This window comes from Nonomuraea pusilla, from assembly GCF_900109355.1.
Classification (GTDB): Bacteria; Actinomycetota; Actinomycetes; order Streptosporangiales; family Streptosporangiaceae; genus Nonomuraea; species Nonomuraea pusilla.
This window is the reverse complement of the sequence record NZ_FOBF01000005.1, coordinates 276,601-293,433: the sequence shown is the minus strand read 5'-3', so window position 1 is coordinate 293,433 and position 16,833 is coordinate 276,601. Positions and strand designations below refer to the sequence as shown.

Below are 16,833 nucleotides of genomic sequence, written 5' to 3'. Positions count from 1 at the left end.
GGCGCCTGCCCCGACAACCGGCCGCTCCGTGAGGACGCCCGGCTCACAGGAGCTGTGCCCGAACGAATCCAACCAGCAGTACGGCGAAGCCGCCGATCTCGCCGACGACCAGAGACGCCATGAACGTGCTCGTGCCGCGTACGGGATGGCGGAACTGGTTGTCGGTGTCACGACGCCGGCCGTGGTGGACGTAGGTCCCGATCGCGGCCACGAAGAAGAAGATCATGACTCCCGCCGCCGCCAGATTGACCGACCACGGCCAGCCACTCAGCGTGACGAACGCCGCGAGCAGCAGCGTCGCGAACGAATAGAGCAGGGCGGTTCGATGTGCGATGTCCACATACGGGTGAGCCGTGTGTTCCGGCGAGGTGGCCATCTGGCGGTACTTCCATACGCCCAGCAGGAGCGCCAGCAGAAAGATCAATCCCGCCGCCAGCAGAACGATCTTGGTATCCATGCCCAGCACCACGACCACGCGCCTCCATCCTCGGCCGGACAGTCCCCCATAACCCGAACAATCATGTACGGGTTATAGGGGAGAGCGTAGCACCGGGCCTCGTCCTCGCGGGCCGTGCTTTACCTGGTCGCCCTGGTCGGCGCTCTGGGAGGCACCGTCGCCGTCGTCCTGGCGGGTCACAGCGGAGCCGAGGCCGTCTGGCCGCCGGCGGGCTAGTCGAGCCAGCCCAGCCGGGCCGCGCGGACGCCTGCCTGGAAGCGGCTGGCGGCTCCGAGCAGCGCGGTCAGCTCCCCCACCACGCGCGTGACCGTCCGCGTGGACACCCCCAGTGTGCGGGCGATCGCGGAGTCCTTGGCGCCGGTGGCCAGCAGGCGCAGGACGGCGCGCTGCTGCTCGGTGAGCGCCTCGGCGTCCGAGGAGCCGGGGACGTCCTTCGGCTCCGACGCCGTCATCCAGCAGTAGTCGTACAGCGCCGCGATCGACCTCACCACGCCGCCGCCGCGGATCAGCAGCGCGCCGGCGTCCAGGTCGGCGGGGTCGGCCTGGACGACGGCGGTGTGCCGGTCGTAGATGAGCATCCGGGTCGGCACGACGGGCGCTCCCCGCACCTCGATGCCCTTCCGCGTCCACCGCTCCACGAACTCGCGCAGCATCGGATGGGAGAAGGCGCTCTGCGCGTGCAGGCCACACACGCGCACTCCTCTCGCGATCGCGCGTTCAGATCTCGCCAGTCCGTCCTCCAGCGACTCGCGCTCCCAGGGGGCGACCGGGTGCATGCCGAGGATCTCGTGGCCGGCCAGTTCGCTCAGCTCGGTGATGCGACGGGCCAGCCGCGTCCGCGCCTCGCTTCGCGGGAAGTACTCGACGTCCGCGTCGCCGTCGGCTCGGACAGGCAGGTTCAGGTAGCTCCGGGCGAGCGCTGCGGCCGTGACGTGCTGCTCCACCAGGCGGTCCAGGAGGCGGTGGCTCTCCTCAAGGCTCAACCTGAGCGTCGCCGCGGCGTCCACCGGGGCCTCGGCCTCCGGGTCGAGCAGGCGCAGCCGGGTGAGACGATCCCGGGCGCGGGCGACCTGCGCGGCCGTCACTCCCATCGCCGCCGCCGCGTCGGTGAGCGACTCGCCGCGCTCCAGCATGCGGGCGTAGATCGCCCTGCCGACCTGGTCGTCATCCTCGTACGGCACGCCGCCGCCCCTTTCCCTCTCGCCCTCGACGCGGCCGTTCCGTGATGCGCCATGGCGTCTTGTGGACACCGCCGGGCACTCCCTTTCGAGCACGCCTTCCCCGACCATCGATGACGAGCGATCCAACACCGTCGGGAAAGGACATCTCATGATCACCGTTGCCTACAGCCTCGTCGCCTACCGGGTCGACGGCCTCGCCACCGACGCCTGCGACCACTGCGTCGGGGACATCAAGGCGCACCTCATCCAGGTGCCCAACGTGGTGGGGGTGGACGTCACGCCTTCGGAGTCGCGAATCAGCATCCTGACCGACGGCCCCGTGGACGAGCACGCGCTGCGGACGGCCCTGGAGGAGGCCGGCTGCCGAGTCACAGGCAAGTAGGCCCTCACGGCGCGGGATGGGAAGCACCTCCAGCCACGGGAATGCCAACGACTTGCGATAGTAGACAAAAGTAGATCTCAAGGGGATTGGCATGGGCGTACCTGGCGCACACATCACTACCGGCAGGACACTACTAAATGCAGTGGTAGATGCCGTCCGCGCTGTCGGCGAGCGTCCATCTGGATGGAGGGGCCATCGTGACCAGTGACGCCAAGGACCGCAGCACCGCGGTGCTCGACGTGAGCGGAGTCCGTTGGGCCTCCGAGCAGAACGTGGTGGCCGCCGTCCTCGGGCGTCGGCCCGGCGTCGTGGGCGTCGAGGTCAACCCCGTCGCGCAGGCCGCCACCGTGACCTTCGACCCGCGGGTGACCTCACTGGCCGAGCTGCGCCGGTGGGTCGTCGAGTGCGGCTACCACTGCGCCGGGCAGTCGGTGCCGTCCCACATCTGCGACCCGATGGCCGAGCCCTCGCACGAGATGATGAAGCACCCTGGGCATGCCGAGCATGAGGTGGGTCCGTCTCCCCACGAGATGATGGGCCACGGCGGCCACGCGGGCATGTCGATGGAGGCCATGGTGGCCGACATGCGCAACCGGTTCCTGGTGGCCGCGGCGCTGTCGGTGCCGATCCTCATCTGGTCCCCCATCGGCCGCGAGGTGCTCGGCCTGCACGTGCCCGTCCCGTTCGGGCTGCGCGAGGACGTCTGGGCGCTGCTCCTCAGCCTCCCGGTGATCTTCTACTCGTCCTGGATCTTCTTCGACGGCGCGGTACGGGCGCTGCGGGCCCGCACCCTCGACATGATGGTGCTCGTCGCGGTCGCCATCGGCGCCGGGTGGCTGTACTCCGTGGTCATCACGCTGACCGGCGGCGGCGAGGTGTTCTACGAGGCGGCCACGGTGCTGGCGGCGTTCGTGCTGCTCGGGCACTGGTTCGAGATGCGCGCCCGCGGCGGAGCCAACGACGCGATCCGCGCGCTGCTCGACCTCGCGCCGCCCAGGGCGGTGGTGATCCGCGACGGCGAGCAGGTGGAGATCCCCACCGCCGAGGTCGCCGTCGGCGACCTGATGCTGGTCCGTCCCGGCTCCAAGATCGCGGTGGACGGGGAGGTCGTCGAGGGCAAGAGCGAGGTGGACGAGTCCATGGTCACCGGTGAGAGCCTGCCCGTCCACAAGGCGCCCGGCTCGGCGGTCATCGGCGCCACGATCAACAGGAACGGCACGCTGCGGGTACGGGCCACCAAGGTCGGCGCCGACACCGCCCTCGCCCAGATCGTCAAGCTGGTGCAGCAGGCGCAGAACTCCAAGGCGCCGGGGCAGCGGCTGGCCGACCGGGCGGCGTTCTGGCTGGTGTTCGTCGCGCTCGTCGGCGGCGGGGTGACACTGGCGGTATGGCTGCTGGCGGGCGCCGGGTTCGGCATGGCGATGCTGTTCGCCATCACCGTCGTCGTGATCACCTGCCCGGACGCGCTCGGCCTGGCCACCCCCACCGCGATCATGGTCGGCACCGGCCTGGGCGCCAAGCGCGGCGTGCTCTTCAAGAACGCGATCGCGCTGGAGACCTCGGCCCGCGTCCAGGCCGTCGTCATGGACAAGACCGGCACGCTGACCAAGGGCGAGCCGGAGGTCACGGACGTGATCGTGGACGGGTTCGCGGAGTCCGAGCTGCTGCGGCTGGTCGCCGCCGTCGAGCGCGAGTCCGAACACCCCCTCGCCGAAGCCGTGGTCCGTTACGCGGAGCAGCGCGCGCCGGGCGGGCCGCAGGCGGGCACGTTCGAGAACGTCCCGGGACACGGCGCCACAGCCGAGGTGGACGGGCACCGGGTCGCGGTCGGCAACGCGAAGCTCATGCGGGCCGAGGGCATCGACCTCGGCCCGCTGGCCGCCCGCCGCGAGGAACTGGCCGCGGGCGGCCGGACCGCGGTGATCGCCGCCGTGGACGGCCGAGCCGCCGCGGTGATCGGCATCGCCGACGCCCCGCGCGAGACCTCCGCGGCGGCGGTCGCGGCGCTGCACGAGGCCGGGGTCGAGGTGATCATGCTGACCGGCGACAACGAGGCCACCGCGCGGCGCATCGCCGGACGCCTCGGCATCGACACCGTCATCGCCGACGTCCTGCCCGGTGACAAGGCCGCGAAGATCGCCGAGCTGCAGCGCGGCGGGCGGAAGGTGGCGATGGTCGGCGACGGCGTCAACGACGCGCCCGCCCTCGCCCAGGCCGACCTCGGCATCGCCATCGGCGCGGGCACGGACGTCGCCATCGAGACCGCCGACGTGGTGCTCATGCGCTCCGACCCGCTCGACGTTCCCACCGCACTGGCCATCGGCCGCGGCACGCTGCGCAAGATGCGCCAGAACCTCGGCTGGGCCGTCGGCTACAACACCATCGCGCTGCCGATCGCGGCCGGGGTCTTCGAGCCCGCGTTCGGCCTGGTGCTGCGGCCGGAGATCGCCGCCCTGTCGATGTCGGGGTCGAGCTTCATCGTGGCGGTCAACGCGCTGATGCTGAAGCGCCTGCGCCTCCCCCGCCCCGCCTCTCAGGAATAGCTGCCGACCAGGACGACGACATGCGCCTTCGAACGGCGTCATCGTCAGCAGCGCCAACGGACGGTCCCGCAACGGCCCCGCGATCGCGCGAGCGGCGACGTCCTAGACCCCACCCTTACGCTCGAAGAACGACAGGACCTTGCCGTTACTGGCTTCTCTGCCTGGGCGCGGGCGACCTCTGCTTGGGCGCGGGCGACCTCTGCTTGGGGCCGGCCCTCGACGACGACGGCGGTGATGACAACTCTGGCCTTGGACACACCACCCAGAGTCAGCCGCCTTCTGCGCAGCCCTCGTCAAGACGCATACCTGGATCCCGCCCTCCGCAGAATGTGGAGCTGGTGATGAAGGCCGCGTCGGGCCGACCGCGAGGTCAGCGGAGGCGCCGGGCGATCAGGTGTGATTCGTGTCAGGGGTCGTGTCAGCACCGCGACGGCCTGGTATCAGCGTGGTCGGCGATGGTGGATGCCATGAACGGTCCAGCGATGCGGCAACCGCATCAGGCCGTCCGTCCGTCCGAGTGCCTTGCGCGGCAGGTTTGAAGGAGCACACCACCATGTCCATCGCCCTCGCCGACCAGGACAAGATCACCTTGCGCACCGCCGCCTACGGCGCCGTCTCACTGATGGCCGCCGCGAGGCGCGTCACCGGATGCGGCGAGGTGCGCATCGGAGACGGCAGAGGGCACCGCGGTCATCAAGAACGCCCCCTATCGACCGGGTGAGCGCGGGGGGAGGCGAAGACCCCAACAGCGGCGTCCGTCTCGGCGAGGTGGTCCGCGGTTCGGTCCTGCCTGCGACCGCCTTGGGTGGTGCCCTCAATGCCGATCTCAGGCCGCACCTCCTGCTGCGGCATCACCATCCGCCGGTCCTGACCTGCTTCTGACCTGAAAGGAAACCCATGACCATCAAGCAATCCGCCTGGACCGGCATGGTGCCGGTCGATGACACCGCGCTGGCCGTGACCGACACCGGCGGGCCCGGCCAGCCCCTGGTCTACCTCAACGGCGCCTACGCCGACCAGTCGCACTGGCGGCGCGTCATCGCCGACCTGGGCAGCGGCTACCGGCACATCACCTACGACGAGCGCGCCCGCGGCAGATCGAAGCGCTCGGCGGACTACTCGTTCGAGGCGTGCATCCGTGACGTCGACGCCGTCCTCGCAGCGAGGGGCGTGGACCGGCCGATCCTGGTGGGATGGTCCTACGGCGGCGTGCTGGGGTGGCACTGGGCCGACCGGAATCCGGACCGGGTCGCCGGCCTGGTCACGGTCGACGCCTTCCCGGTCGGTCTCACCGGCGAGGCCGGCGCGGAGCGGATCCGGAAGCTGTTCCGCCGCATGCGGTTGCTGTTCCCGATCGCCGCCAGGCTCGGCCTGGCCGCGCGGATGAGCGCTGACCAGCACGCCGACGTCAACATCGAACTCAACGAGATCGCCGCCGCCAGCGTTCCCGTCCTCGAACGCCTGACCTGCCCGGTGTGGTTCGTCCTGGCCACGGGTGACAGCCTCGGGAGCGAGGAAGGGGAGATGGAACAGGGGCGGGCCGTGCTCGATCCGGTGCTCGCCCGCAACCCGAACGTCAAGGTGAGCGCGAAGGTCGCGAGCAACCACAGCAAGATTCTCCGCAATGACTCCCCCGCCGTCGCCCAGGCCGTACGCGAACTCGCCGCCGCCCACGGCCGCACGGTCGGCTGAGCCATGACGGACGGCATCACGATCGGCCAGGCGGGCCCGCCCGCGCTGCGCGCGTCCGACGCGGACCGCGACCTGGCCATCGAACTGCTGCGCGCCGCCGTCGGCGACGGCCGGCTCGACCCGGTCGAGTTCGACGAGCGGCTGGACGGGGCGCTGGCCGCCCGCACCGTCGACGCGCTGGCCCCGCTCGTCGCCGATCTGGTCGCGGTGCCGGGCGGCGACGGCGCGCTCTCGCTGCCGCTCCTTGGCGCCCCAGCCGAGCCGGCCACCGAACTGCTCACCATCAACGAGCGGCACGGCACGGTACGCCGCGACGGCCGGTGGACGCTGCCGTACCGGCTGGCGCTGCGCACCGCTTGGTGCGACGTGCTGCTGGACCTGACCAGCGCGGTGCGCAGCGCGCCCGAGCTGCTCATCGACCTACGGGTGCGGGGAGGCGCCGTGGAGTTGGTCCTCGCGCCGGGCATGGTGGTGGACGCCAACGAGCTGTCGGTGCGGCACAGCCAACTGGCGATCGGCAGCGACGCGGGCGACAAGACGCCGGAGACGCTGCACGTCCGCTTGGCGGGCCGGATGCGGCACGGCTCGCTCAGCACCCGGTGGCAGGCCCCTCGCCGATGACCCGGCGGGGCCCGGGATGGATGGCCACGGCACAAGCCGGCCTTCTCGTCGACCACCTGAGCGACGACGTGATGGTGGGCGGCGCGATAGGCGCGGATCCCGTCCACGACCGACAGGGTTCCTACGTGAGGATTCTCCCATTCTTACGGGAAGAAGCCGCTTGGCACCCATTCCTACGGCACCTGGACGCCACATTGACCCGCATCTACGGCACTTTCACGGCCTCCAAAGGCCGATAAGGTCCGACAAAGGCCGTCCCATCAGAAACGCATAAGAATTTTCGCCAAATGCATAAGGAACCCGTAGAAATGGCGCCCATCTGGGAGCACGCCATCCGATAGTGGGGATGCGGTTCTCAGGAGGAGAAATGACACTTCGCACGGATGATCACTCCGATCTCCGCATCGCCGGCCAGTCCTTCCACAGCGGCATGGAGCAGTTCCACCACCCCCGGCCGGTCCGCACCGGCCCCCGTGACAGGTCCGAGCCCACCCCCGAACGCACGGCGCTGCTGGCGGGGCTGAGCGGGCGCGTCCTGGAGATCGGCGCGGGCGATGGGGTCAAGCTCAGCTGCTACCCGCCTGGCCTGGAGGAGATCGTCCTGGTGGAGCCGGATCCGTTTCTGCGGGCGGCGGCGAGAAGCGTCGCCGAGCGGCTGACGACGCCGGTGCGGATCCTGAACGGAAGCCCAGGGGCCTTGCCTGTCGCCGGCGGCTCCTGCGACGCGGTGGTGTGCTCGCTGGTGCTCTGCTGCTCTGCACGGGTGCAGGAGACGCTCGGCGAGGTGCGGCGAGTGCTCGCGCCGGGTGGCGAGCTGCGGTTCTACGAGCATCAGCGCTCGGGCAACCGTCTGGTCACGCTCGCGGAGGCGCTGGTGACGCCGATCTGGTCACGGGCTTCGGGAGGCTGCCGCCCGACCCGGGACACCGTGGCCGCCATCCTTCAGGCCGGGTTCGTCATCGACACCCAGAACCGGTTCGACTTCCGCCGCTTCCCGCACGTGCTCGGCATCGCCCGGCCCGGCGGGATTCACCGGCCCGCGCGCCACCTGCCGTAGAACGTGCCCGCGACCGCCGCGGCCACCAGCATGGCCAGGGCGGCGGGCGCGTCGGTGACGCGTTCCACGCCGAGGAGGAACGCCACCGCCAGGGCCCATGCCGTGACGCCCGCGCAGACAGCGGCGGCGACGTCCATGACGCAGGCGCCGTACGCGAGGATGACCAAGGCCACGACTGTCACCCGGGCCTCCGCGGTCGTGGCCAGCAGGGACGAGACCCCGCAGCCCAGCGCCGCGAGGACGAGCCCGGCGCCGAACCGCTGCGCCCGGGTCATGGGATGAAGCGGTAACCCATCCCCGGCTCGGTGATGAGATGAACCGGGTGGACGGGGTCGCGTTCGAGTTTCTTGCGCAGTTGGGCCATGTACTGGCGCAGGTAGTGGGTCTCCTTGACGTGTTTGCTGCCCCAGACCTCGGCCAGCAGGTAGCGCTGCGGGATGAGCTTGCCGGGGTTGCGGAGCAGGATCTCCAGGATGTGCCATTCGGTGGGGGTGAGCCGGAGCCCGCCCGAGACGGTCTTGCCGACCAGGTCCACGACGCGGTCGCCGATCTCGATGCTGGCCAGTTCGGCCTCCTGGATGGCGGCGCGGCGGGAGACGGCGCGGATGCGGGCCAGGAACTCCTCGAGGCCGAACGGCTTGGTCACGTAGTCGTCCGCTCCGGCGTCGAGGGCGTCGATCTTGTCCTGGTTCCCGGCGCGTCCGGACAGGACGACGATGGGGGTGCGGGTCCAGCCCCGCAGGCCGTGGATGACGTCGATGCCGTCGATGTCGGGCAGGCCGAGGTCGAGGACGATGAGGTCGGGGTGCCATTCGGCGGCCTCGCGCAGCGCGGAGGAGCCGTCTGCGGCGACGGCGACCTCGTAGTGGCGGGCTGTCAGGTTGATGCGCAGCGCCCGCAGGATCTGCGGTTCGTCGTCCACGACGAGGATCTTGGTCATGCTGTCACCGCCCCGGAGTGGACCGGCATGCTGACGATCATCGTGAGGCCTCCCCCTGGTGTCTCCTCGGGTACGAGGGTGCCGCCCATGGCCTCGGTGAGCCCGCGCGAGAGCGCGAGGCCGAGGCCGACGCCGGTGTCGTTGTCGCGGTCGCCGAGCCGCTGGAAGGGCAGGAAGACCCGCTCGTGGTCCTCGGGCGGGATGCCAGGACCGCGGTCGATGACCCGGATCTCGACGTCGTCGTCGTGCCGGCTCCCGGTGAGCAGCACTTTTCGGCCGGGCGGGCTGTGGCGGACCGCGTTGGTCATCAGATTGACCAGCACGCGCTCCAGCAGCGCCGGGTCGGCGACGATCTCGGGCAGGTCGATCGAGATGTCACCCTCGATGCGATCGCGCAGGTCTCCGAGATCGTCGATCGCCCGGGGCACGACCTCTTCCAGGGCGACGGGCTGGAGGGAAAGGCCGAGCACGCCGGCCTGCAGGCGGCTCATGTCGAGCAGGTTCTCCACCAGCCGCTCCAGGCGGGCCAGTGACTCGTGGGCGGTGTCGAGGAGTTCGTCGCGGTCCTGAGGTGACCAGTCGACGTCCTGGCTGCGCAGGCTCTCGACGGCGGCCTTGGCGGCCGCCAGCGGGGTGCGCAGGTCGTGGCTGACGGCGGCGAGCAGGGCGGTGCGCATCTTGTCGGCCTCGGCCAGCGGTTTGGCCTGCTCGGCCTCCGCCTGCAGGCGTTCCTGCCGCAGCGCGACGGCGGCCTCGGCGGCGAACGCCTCCAGCACCCGCCGGTCGCTGGCGTCCAGCAGCCGGCCGCGGGCGGCGAGCACGAGGCGGTCGTCGATCTTCACGTCGGTGTCGGCCACGGCGGGGCTGGTGCACGGGGTCTGGCCGGTGGTGGCGATGATGCGCCAGGCTCCCGGCTCGGACTGGTCGTCCGGGGTGGGCTCCCGCAGGCGTTCGAGCAGGGTGACCGAGTCCAGGGCGAACGTCTCGCGCAGGCGTCCCAGCAGGGAGGGCAGCGCGGCCTCGCCGCGCAGCACGTGCCCGGCCAGCGTGGACAGCACCTCCGCGTCGGCACGAGCGCGGGCCGCCTCCCTGGTGCGGCGGGCCGCGACGTCCACGATGGTGCTGACCGCCGCCGCGACCAGCACGAACACGATCAACGCGAGCAGGTTCTCCGGGTCGGCGATGGTCAGCCGGCCGATGGGAGGGGTGAAGAACCAGTTGAGCAGGAGCGAGCCGCCCACGGCCGCGACGATCGCCGGCCACATGCCGCCGATCAGCGCGACGCCGACCACCAGGCACAGGAACAGCAGGATCTCGCTGGGCAGTCGCAGCACGTCGCGGAAGGGCACCAGCGCCGCGGTCAGCATCGGCATCCCGGCCGCCGCCACCGCCCATCCGGTCAGCCGCCGCTTGCGCGTCAGAGCGGCACGGGAGCGCTCCGGCCGCCCCCGGCCCTTCTTGGCCTCCTCGTGGGTGACCAGGTGCACGTCGATGGAGCCGGACCGGGCCGTGGTCTCCACCCCGACCCCGCGCGAGAGGATCTGCGCGAACCGGCCGCGTCGGGAGGCGCCGAGGACGAGCTGGGTGGCGTTGACGCCGCGCGCGAAGTCGAGCAGAGCCCGCGGGACGTCGTCGCCGACGACCTGGTGGTAGGTGCCGCCCATGCTCTCCACGAGCGTGCGCTGGCGGGCCAGGTTGGCCGGGTCGGCGCCGGCCAGCCCGTCGGCGCTGGTCACGTGGACCGCCAGGAGGTCGGCGCCCTTGCTGCGGGCCGCGATGCGGGCCGCCCGCCGTACCAGCGTGTCACCCTCAGGGCCGCCGGTGAGAGCGACGACGACACGTTCTCGGGTCTCCCAGGTGGTGGCGATGCCGTGGTCGGCGCGATAGCGGTCGAGCTGGTCGTCCACTCTGCCTGCGACCCACAGCAGGGCCAGCTCACGCAGGGCCGTGAGGTTGCCGACACGGAAGTAGTTCGACAGGGCCGCGCTGACCTTCTCCGGCGCGTACACGTTGCCGTGCGCCATGCGGCGCCGCAGCGCCTCCGGCGACATGTCCACCAGCTCGATCTGATCGGCCCGCCGCACCACCTCGTCCGGCACGGTCTCCCGCTGCGGCACCCCGGTGATCTCCTGGACGACGTCGTTGACCGACTCCAGGTGCTGGATGTTCACCGTGGAGATGACGTCGATGCCGGCGTCCAGGATCTCGTCGATGTCCTGCCAGCGCTTGACGTTCCTGGAGCCGGGCACGTTGGTGTGGGCCAGCTCGTCGATCAGCGCCACCTTCGGCGCGCGCGCGATGACCGCGTCCACGTCCAGCTCGGTGAAGGTGGCCCCCCGGTGGACGAGGGTCCTGCGCGGGACGACCTCCATGCCCTCCAGCAGGGCGGCGGTGCGGGCCCGGCCGTGGGTCTCGACCAGGCCCACGACCACGTCCCGGCCCCGTTCGAGGGCCCGGCGGCCCTCACCCAGCATCGCGTACGTCTTGCCGACCCCGGGCGCGGCGCCCAGGTAGACCCTCAGCCGCCCTCTCATGTCACCTCCTGTCGAGCGCGAGGTTGAGTTCGAGCACGTTGACCGCGGGCTCGCCCATGAAGCCGAGCGTCCGGCCGGTGGTGTGCTCGTCGATCAGCGCCTTGACGCGGTCCAGGGGCAGGCCGCGCTCCTTGGCGACGCGGGGAGCCTGGAGCCGGGCGTAGGCGACGGAGATGTGCGGGTCGAGGCCGGAGCCGCTCGCGGTGACGGCGTCCGCCGGCACGGCGGGCGTGCCCGCGTTCCCCCTGACGGGGATAGTGCGGCCCGCGGCGTAGTCCTCGCCAGGCTTGGCGCACTCCACCTTCAGCCCCTGGTAGGCGGCGACGAAGGGGGCGGCGGGGCACGCCTGGTTGACGCTGACCGCCCGGTCGGGGAAGACCTTGAGCACGGCGCCGACCCCGTCCGAGGTGCAGTACGGGCGGGCGCCGCTGACGCCTTCCAGCTCGCCGACCGCCTTGGAGCGGGCGCAGACCTGGGTCAGGAGCGACTGCCTGCCCTCGTCCGGGTTGCCCTCCGCGTCCTTGGCGCCGGGCACCGGCAGCACGTCGATGACGTCTTCGGGGCCGAGGTTGCTGGCGCTGGTCGAGGTGGGGTCGTAGCCGTCGCCGGCGGCCGACGGGCGGGACTGGAAGTACCTCCTGACGGGCTTGCCGTCGGCGTCGGTGAAGGACTGGCCGATGACGGCGCTGCCCACGTCCTTGCCGCCGACCTGGACGATCGACCCGTTGGCCTCGCCGTTGAAGAGCGCCTGGGCGACCCCCGTGGTGACCAGCGGGTAGACCAGGCCGAGCAGCACCGTCAGGACGGCCACGGCCCTCACCGCGGCGAGGTGCTGGCGGATCCAGCTAGGCATGCGTTCCATTTATGACATCCCCGGAAGGAACTGGATGAGCAGGTCGATGAGCTTGATGCCGACGAACGGGGCGACGATCCCGCCCAGGCCATAGACGTAGAGGTTGCGGGAGAGCAACTTGGAGGCGCTGGAGGGCCGATACCTGACCCCGCGCAGGGCCAGGGGGATCAGGGCGATGATGACGAGCGCGTTGAAGACGACCGCGGACAGGATCGCCGACTGGGGGCTGGCCAGGCGCATGACGTTGAGCGCGTCCAGCCCCGGGTAGACCGCCGCGAACATGGCCGGGATGATCGCGAAGTACTTGGCGATGTCGTTGGCGATGGAGAACGTGGTGAGCGCGCCGCGCGTGATGAGGAGCTGCTTGCCGATCTCGACGATCTCGATGAGCTTGGTCGGGTTCGAGTCGAGGTCCACCATGTTGCCGGCCTCCTTCGCGGCGGAGGTGCCGGTGTTCATGGCGACCCCGACGTCGGACTGGGCCAGGGCGGGCGCGTCGTTGGTGCCGTCGCCGGTCATCGCGACCAGCCGGCCGCCCTCCTGCTCCTTCTTGATCAGCGCAAGCTTGTCCTCGGGCGTCGCCTCGGCCAGGAAGTCGTCCACCCCTGCCTCGTCCGCTATGGCCTTGGCGGTCAGCGGGTTGTCGCCGGTGATCATGACGGTGCGGATGCCCATGCGGCGCATCTCGTCGAACCGTTCGCGCATGCCCTGTTTGACCACGTCCTTGAGGTGGATGACGCCGAGCACCCGGCCCTTCTCGGCGACGACCAGCGGGGTGCCGCCGGAGCCGGAGATGCCGTCCACGAGGTGGCCGACCTCCTCGGTGGGGTGGCCGCCGTGGTCGCGAACCCACTTCATCACCGCGGTCGCGGCGCCCTTGCGGACCTCGCGCCCGTCCAGGTCGACGCCGGACATGCGGGTCTGGGCGGTGAACGGCACCCACTCGGCGTGGGCCAGCTCGCCCGGCTGGCGCTCGCGCAGACCGTACTGCTGCTTGGCGAACACCACGATCGAGCGGCCCTCGGGGGTCTCGTCGGCGAGGCTGGAGAGCTGGGCCGCCTCCGCGAGCTCGGCCTCGCTCACCCCGGCGACCGGGACGAACTCGCCGGCCTGCCGGTTGCCCAGCGTGATCGTGCCGGTCTTGTCCAGCAGCAGGGTCGAGACGTCGCCCGCGGCCTCCACGGCGCGGCCGGACATCGCGAGGACGTTGCGCTGGACCAGGCGGTCCATGCCCGCGATGCCGATGGCCGACAGCAGTGCGCCGATCGTCGTCGGGATGAGGCAGACCAGCAGCGACACCAGCACCACGCCGGTGACGCCGTTCGCGTCGAGCGCGAGCGAGTCGGCCACACCGGGGTTGATGAGCTTCGAGTAGATGGCGAGGGGCTGCATGGTCACGGTGGCCACCAGGAAGATGACGGTCAGCGCGGCCAGCAGGATGTTGAGCGCGATCTCGTTGGGCGTCTTCTGCCGGTTCGCGCCCTCCACCAGGGCGATCATGCGATCGATGAAGCTCTCGCCCGGCTTCTGGGTGATCTGGACGATGATCTTGTCGGACAGCACCTTCGTGCCGCCGGTGACCGCCGAGCGGTCGCCGCCCGACTCGCGGATCACCGGCGCGGACTCGCCGGTGATGGCCGACTCGTCCACCGACGCGATGCCCTCCACCACGTCGCCGTCACCCGGGATGATCTCACCTGCCTCGACGACCACGTAGTCGCCCTGCTGGAGCTCGGGCGCGCCGACCGCCTCCCATTCGGTGGACGTGCTGCTCTTCAGCCGGCGCGCCTGGGTGTCGGTCTTGGCCTTGCGCAGCGTGGCCGCCTGGGCCTTGCCGCGGCCCTCGGCGACAGCCTCGGCCAGGTTGGCGAACACGACCGTCAACCACAGCCAGATCACGATGGCCCAGGCGAAGAACGACGGGTCGAGCACCGCGAGGACGGTGGTGAACACGGCGCCGATCTCGACGATGAACATCACCGGGTTACGCCACAGCGTGACCGGGTTGAGCTTCTTCAGCGCGTCCGGCAGCGACCTCAGCATCTGCCTGGGGTCGAGCAGACCGCCGCCGACCGGGCCGCTCTTCTTGGGCTCGGGAGCCCGGTCCGGCGCTTCGAGTACGGGGGTTGGCATGTCAGGACAGTCCTTCAGCGATGGGGCCGAGCGCGAGGGCGGGGAGGAAGGTGAGGGCGACCAGGATGATCGTCACGCCGACGACCATGCCGACGAACTGCGGCCGGTGCGTGGGCAGGGTGCCCGCGCCCTCGGGGACGGGCGCCTGCGCCGCCAGCGACCCGGCCAGTGCCAGCACCAGGATGATCGGCAGGAACCGGCCGAAGACCATGCACAGGCCGAGCGCCACGTCGTACCAGGGGGTGTTGACCGTGAGGCCGCCGAAGGCCGAGCCGTTGTTGTTGGAGGCGCTGGTGAAGGCGTACAGCACCTCGGACAGGCCGTGCGGGCCGCTGTTGAGCATGCCGGCCCGCTGCTCCGCCGAGCCCATCGCGGACGCGGTGCCGATCAGCACCAGAGCCGGGGTGACGAGGAAGTACAGGGACGCGAGCTTGATCTCGCGGGCGCCGATCTTCTTGCCCAGGTACTCGGGGGTGCGGCCGACCATCAGCCCGGCCACGAAGACGGTGATGACGGCGAGGATCAGCATGCCGTACAGCCCGGCGCCGACACCGCCGGGAGCGACCTCGCCCAGCATCATGTTGAACAGCGTCATCATGCCGCCGAACGGCGTGTAGGAGTCGTGGAAGGAGTCCACCGCACCGGTCGAGGTGAGGGTGGTGGCGGAGGCGAAGGTGGCGGAGTTGGCGACGCCGAAGCGCACCTCCTTGCCCTCCATCGCCGCGCCGACGGCCTGCGGCACGGTCGCGTGGCCGCCCAGCTCGAAGAGGTTGGTGAGCAGCACGCTGGTCAGCGCGATCACCCCCATCACGGCGACGATCGCGTAGCCCTGGCGGACCTGGCCGACCATCTTGCCGAAGGTGCGCGGCAGGCTGAACGGGATCACCAGGATCAGGAAGATCTCGAACCAGTTGGTCCAGCTCGTCGCGTTCTCGAAGGGGTGGGCGGAGTTGACGTTGTAGAAGCCGCCGCCGTTGGTGCCCAGCTCCTTGATGACCTCCTGCGAGGCGACCGGCCCGCCGGTGATCGACTGGGCGCCGCCGGTCAGCGTGGTGACCTCGTGCACGCCAGAGAAGTTCTGGATCAGCCCACCGGACACCAGCACCAGCGCGCCGACGAACGCGATCGGCAGCAGGATGCGGATCGTGCCGCGGACCAGGTCCACCCAGAAGTTGCCGATCGTGCCGGACTTACGCCGGGCGAAGCCGCGTACCAGGGCGATCGCCACGGCCATGCCCACGGCGGCGGACACGAAGTTCTGCACGGCCAGCGCGGCCATCTGGGTCAGGTGGCCCATCGTGGACTCGCCGGAGTACGCCTGCCAGTTGGTGTTGGTGACGAAGCTGATCGCCGTGTTCCAGGCGATGTGGTCGGTGACCGGCTTCATGCCCAGGCTCAGCGGCAGCTTGTCCTGCAGCCGCTGGATGCCGTACACGACCAGGATCGAGATCACCGAGAAGGCCAGCAGGCTGCGCGCGTAGACGGGCCAGCTCTGCTCGGTGTCGGCGCGCACGCCGAGCAGCCGGTAGACGCCGCGTTCGAGGCGGTTGTGCCGGGCGCCGGAATACACGCGGTACATGTAGTCGCCGAACGGCTTGTGCAGCAGGGCCAGCGCGGCGATCAGGGAGACGATGAAGATCAGCCCTGCGGCGGTCGTGCTCATCAGAAACGCTCCGGGAACAGCAGGGCCACCACCATGAAGATCACCAAAGCCACGACGACCACGAGACCGGTGGCGTTGACGGCGCTCACAGCCGCTCCACCGCCTTCACCACCAGCCCGAAGACCACGAAGACCGCGATCGTCAGGGCGACGAAGATGACGTCTGCCATCCCCACTCCTCAGTTCGATGACGAGATCACAGCCGCCCTTGCCGGGCGGCTGTATGACAAGGAAACGATGGGGATTGGGGAGTTTTGTCGTTCTTGACGGGATTCATACGGCCACGGCCTAAATATTGACGGCCTTCATACGTGCTCGCCCGGATCGAGGGGGTCACCGACGTCAGGTCACCGTGGCTGAGGGGGATGGACCCGACCGGCGAGGACGGGAGCCCGTCGGACGTCCCCACGAGCCCGCATCAGGCGGCGGCGTCCGCGGCGGGCGCGACACAGGCGGCGCAGGTGCCCCAAGACCGAGCCCGCGACCGCCACCACGAGGAACACACCCAGCCGATCGAGGTCGGGGCGCTCGAACGCCAGCTCGCCTCCAGTGTGCACCAGGAAACCCGTCGCGAAGCACCAGGCCATCAGTCCCGTCAGCACCGCCCCGACATCGCTGCCCGCCCACGCCCCGAACAGGCCGACGGCCGCCGCCACCAGGACGACACGCGGCCCCATCGCGGAGAAGGCCGCCGCGGACACGGCGCAGGCCCCGACCGCTGTCACGAACCCGACCGGAACCAGCACTTCCACACGACGCCGGCGCGTCGACACTCTTC

16 protein-coding genes are annotated in these 16,833 nt (G+C 70.6%); 6 read left to right on the top strand and 10 right to left on the bottom strand.

Annotated elements, in window-relative coordinates; all coding sequences use genetic code 11:
• Positions 1-43: 43 nt before the first annotated feature.
• Both BMX74_RS13110 and BMX74_RS13105 read right to left on the bottom strand, forming a co-directional pair.
• The gene (locus tag BMX74_RS13110) at positions 44-475 is read right to left on the bottom strand and encodes a hypothetical protein (RefSeq protein WP_218153948.1); all 432 of its coding nucleotides are present in this window, start codon (positions 473-475) and stop codon (positions 44-46) included.
• A 194-nt stretch (positions 476-669) separates the two neighbouring features.
• Positions 670-1,638, bottom strand: coding sequence for a helix-turn-helix transcriptional regulator (locus tag BMX74_RS13105; protein WP_177227332.1), 969 nt, complete (start codon positions 1,636-1,638; stop codon positions 670-672).
• 148 nt (positions 1,639-1,786) lie between these two features.
• On the opposite strand from BMX74_RS13105, the gene BMX74_RS13100 reads away from it, so the two are divergent.
• The 6 genes from BMX74_RS13100 to BMX74_RS13075 all read left to right on the top strand — a co-directional run bounded on the left by BMX74_RS13100 (position 1,787) and on the right by BMX74_RS13075 (position 7,933).
• Complete coding sequence (locus BMX74_RS13100; RefSeq protein WP_055504538.1) at positions 1,787-2,020, top strand: heavy-metal-associated domain-containing protein; 234 nt, start codon at positions 1,787-1,789, stop codon at positions 2,018-2,020.
• A gap of 197 nt (positions 2,021-2,217) precedes the next feature.
• Positions 2,218-4,563: a heavy metal translocating P-type ATPase gene (locus tag BMX74_RS13095; protein ID WP_256256933.1), complete on the top strand. Its 2,346-nt coding sequence runs from the start codon at positions 2,218-2,220 to the stop codon at positions 4,561-4,563.
• Positions 4,564-5,116: 553 nt separating this feature from the next.
• Positions 5,117-5,284, top strand: coding sequence for a hypothetical protein (locus BMX74_RS44040; protein WP_176573385.1), 168 nt, complete (start codon positions 5,117-5,119; stop codon positions 5,282-5,284).
• 176 nt (positions 5,285-5,460) lie between these two features.
• The gene (locus BMX74_RS13090) at positions 5,461-6,255 is read left to right on the top strand and encodes an alpha/beta fold hydrolase (protein WP_256256932.1); all 795 of its coding nucleotides are present in this window, start codon (positions 5,461-5,463) and stop codon (positions 6,253-6,255) included.
• Positions 6,256-6,258: 3 nt separating this feature from the next.
• Positions 6,259-6,876, top strand: coding sequence for a DUF1707 SHOCT-like domain-containing protein (locus BMX74_RS13085; protein WP_091100477.1), 618 nt, complete (start codon positions 6,259-6,261; stop codon positions 6,874-6,876).
• Positions 6,877-7,243: 367 nt separating this feature from the next.
• The gene (locus BMX74_RS13075) at positions 7,244-7,933 is read left to right on the top strand and encodes a class I SAM-dependent methyltransferase (protein ID WP_177227330.1); all 690 of its coding nucleotides are present in this window, start codon (positions 7,244-7,246) and stop codon (positions 7,931-7,933) included.
• On the opposite strand, the gene BMX74_RS13070 is transcribed toward BMX74_RS13075, so the two are convergent.
• The 8 genes from BMX74_RS13070 to BMX74_RS13035 form a co-directional block, all read right to left on the bottom strand.
• Positions 7,906-8,208 carry a hypothetical protein gene (locus tag BMX74_RS13070; RefSeq protein WP_055504534.1) on the bottom strand — a complete coding sequence of 101 codons (303 nt, stop codon included), beginning with the start codon at positions 8,206-8,208 and terminating at the stop codon, positions 7,906-7,908. The two genes, BMX74_RS13075 and BMX74_RS13070, sit on opposite strands and share 28 nt — an antisense overlap.
• Entirely contained in the window at positions 8,205-8,873 is a 669-nt protein-coding gene (locus BMX74_RS13065; protein ID WP_055504533.1) for a response regulator, read from the bottom strand. The genes BMX74_RS13070 and BMX74_RS13065 overlap by 4 nt, the downstream gene beginning before the upstream one ends.
• Positions 8,870-11,407: a sensor histidine kinase gene (locus tag BMX74_RS13060; protein ID WP_091100469.1), complete on the bottom strand. Its 2,538-nt coding sequence runs from the start codon at positions 11,405-11,407 to the stop codon at positions 8,870-8,872. The genes BMX74_RS13065 and BMX74_RS13060 overlap by 4 nt, the downstream gene beginning before the upstream one ends.
• 1 nt (position 11,408) lies before the next feature.
• Complete coding sequence (locus BMX74_RS13055; protein WP_091100467.1) at positions 11,409-12,269, bottom strand: potassium-transporting ATPase subunit C; 861 nt, start codon at positions 12,267-12,269, stop codon at positions 11,409-11,411.
• The gene (gene kdpB, locus BMX74_RS13050; protein ID WP_091100464.1) at positions 12,270-14,393 is read right to left on the bottom strand and encodes a potassium-transporting ATPase subunit KdpB; all 2,124 of its coding nucleotides are present in this window, start codon (positions 14,391-14,393) and stop codon (positions 12,270-12,272) included.
• A 1-nt stretch (position 14,394) separates the two neighbouring features.
• Positions 14,395-16,056 carry a potassium-transporting ATPase subunit KdpA gene (gene kdpA / locus BMX74_RS13045; protein WP_055504529.1) on the bottom strand — a complete coding sequence of 554 codons (1,662 nt, stop codon included), beginning with the start codon at positions 16,054-16,056 and terminating at the stop codon, positions 14,395-14,397.
• Positions 16,056-16,145, bottom strand: coding sequence for a K(+)-transporting ATPase subunit F (gene kdpF, locus BMX74_RS42990; protein ID WP_055504528.1), 90 nt, complete (start codon positions 16,143-16,145; stop codon positions 16,056-16,058). Before kdpF ends, kdpA begins: the two co-directional genes overlap by 1 nt.
• A 257-nt stretch (positions 16,146-16,402) precedes the next feature.
• Positions 16,403-16,780, bottom strand: coding sequence for a hypothetical protein (locus tag BMX74_RS13035; protein ID WP_143078642.1), 378 nt, complete (start codon positions 16,778-16,780; stop codon positions 16,403-16,405).
• Positions 16,781-16,833: the final 53 nt, after the last annotated feature.

What these genes read in the sequence shown, in the direction of transcription:
- BMX74_RS13100 (WP_055504538.1), top strand. Translation starts at nt 1,787, where the DNA reads ATGATCACCGTTGCCTACAGCCTCGTCGCCTACCGGGTCGACGGCCTC.
- BMX74_RS44040 (WP_176573385.1), top strand. Translation starts at nt 5,117, where the DNA reads ATGTCCATCGCCCTCGCCGACCAGGACAAGATCACCTTGCGCACCGCC.
- BMX74_RS13090 (WP_256256932.1), top strand. Translation starts at nt 5,461, where the DNA reads ATGACCATCAAGCAATCCGCCTGGACCGGCATGGTGCCGGTCGATGAC.
- BMX74_RS13085 (WP_091100477.1), top strand. Translation starts at nt 6,259, where the DNA reads ATGACGGACGGCATCACGATCGGCCAGGCGGGCCCGCCCGCGCTGCGC.
- BMX74_RS13075 (WP_177227330.1), top strand. Translation starts at nt 7,244, where the DNA reads ATGACACTTCGCACGGATGATCACTCCGATCTCCGCATCGCCGGCCAG.
- BMX74_RS13070 (WP_055504534.1), bottom strand. Translation starts at nt 8,208, where the DNA reads ATGACCCGGGCGCAGCGGTTCGGCGCCGGGCTCGTCCTCGCGGCGCTG.
- BMX74_RS13065 (WP_055504533.1), bottom strand. Translation starts at nt 8,873, where the DNA reads ATGACCAAGATCCTCGTCGTGGACGACGAACCGCAGATCCTGCGGGCG.
- BMX74_RS13060 (WP_091100469.1), bottom strand. Translation starts at nt 11,407, where the DNA reads ATGAGAGGGCGGCTGAGGGTCTACCTGGGCGCCGCGCCCGGGGTCGGC.
- BMX74_RS13055 (WP_091100467.1), bottom strand. Translation starts at nt 12,269, where the DNA reads ATGGAACGCATGCCTAGCTGGATCCGCCAGCACCTCGCCGCGGTGAGG.
- kdpB (WP_091100464.1), bottom strand. Translation starts at nt 14,393, where the DNA reads ATGCCAACCCCCGTACTCGAAGCGCCGGACCGGGCTCCCGAGCCCAAG.
- kdpA (WP_055504529.1), bottom strand. Translation starts at nt 16,056, where the DNA reads ATGAGCACGACCGCCGCAGGGCTGATCTTCATCGTCTCCCTGATCGCC.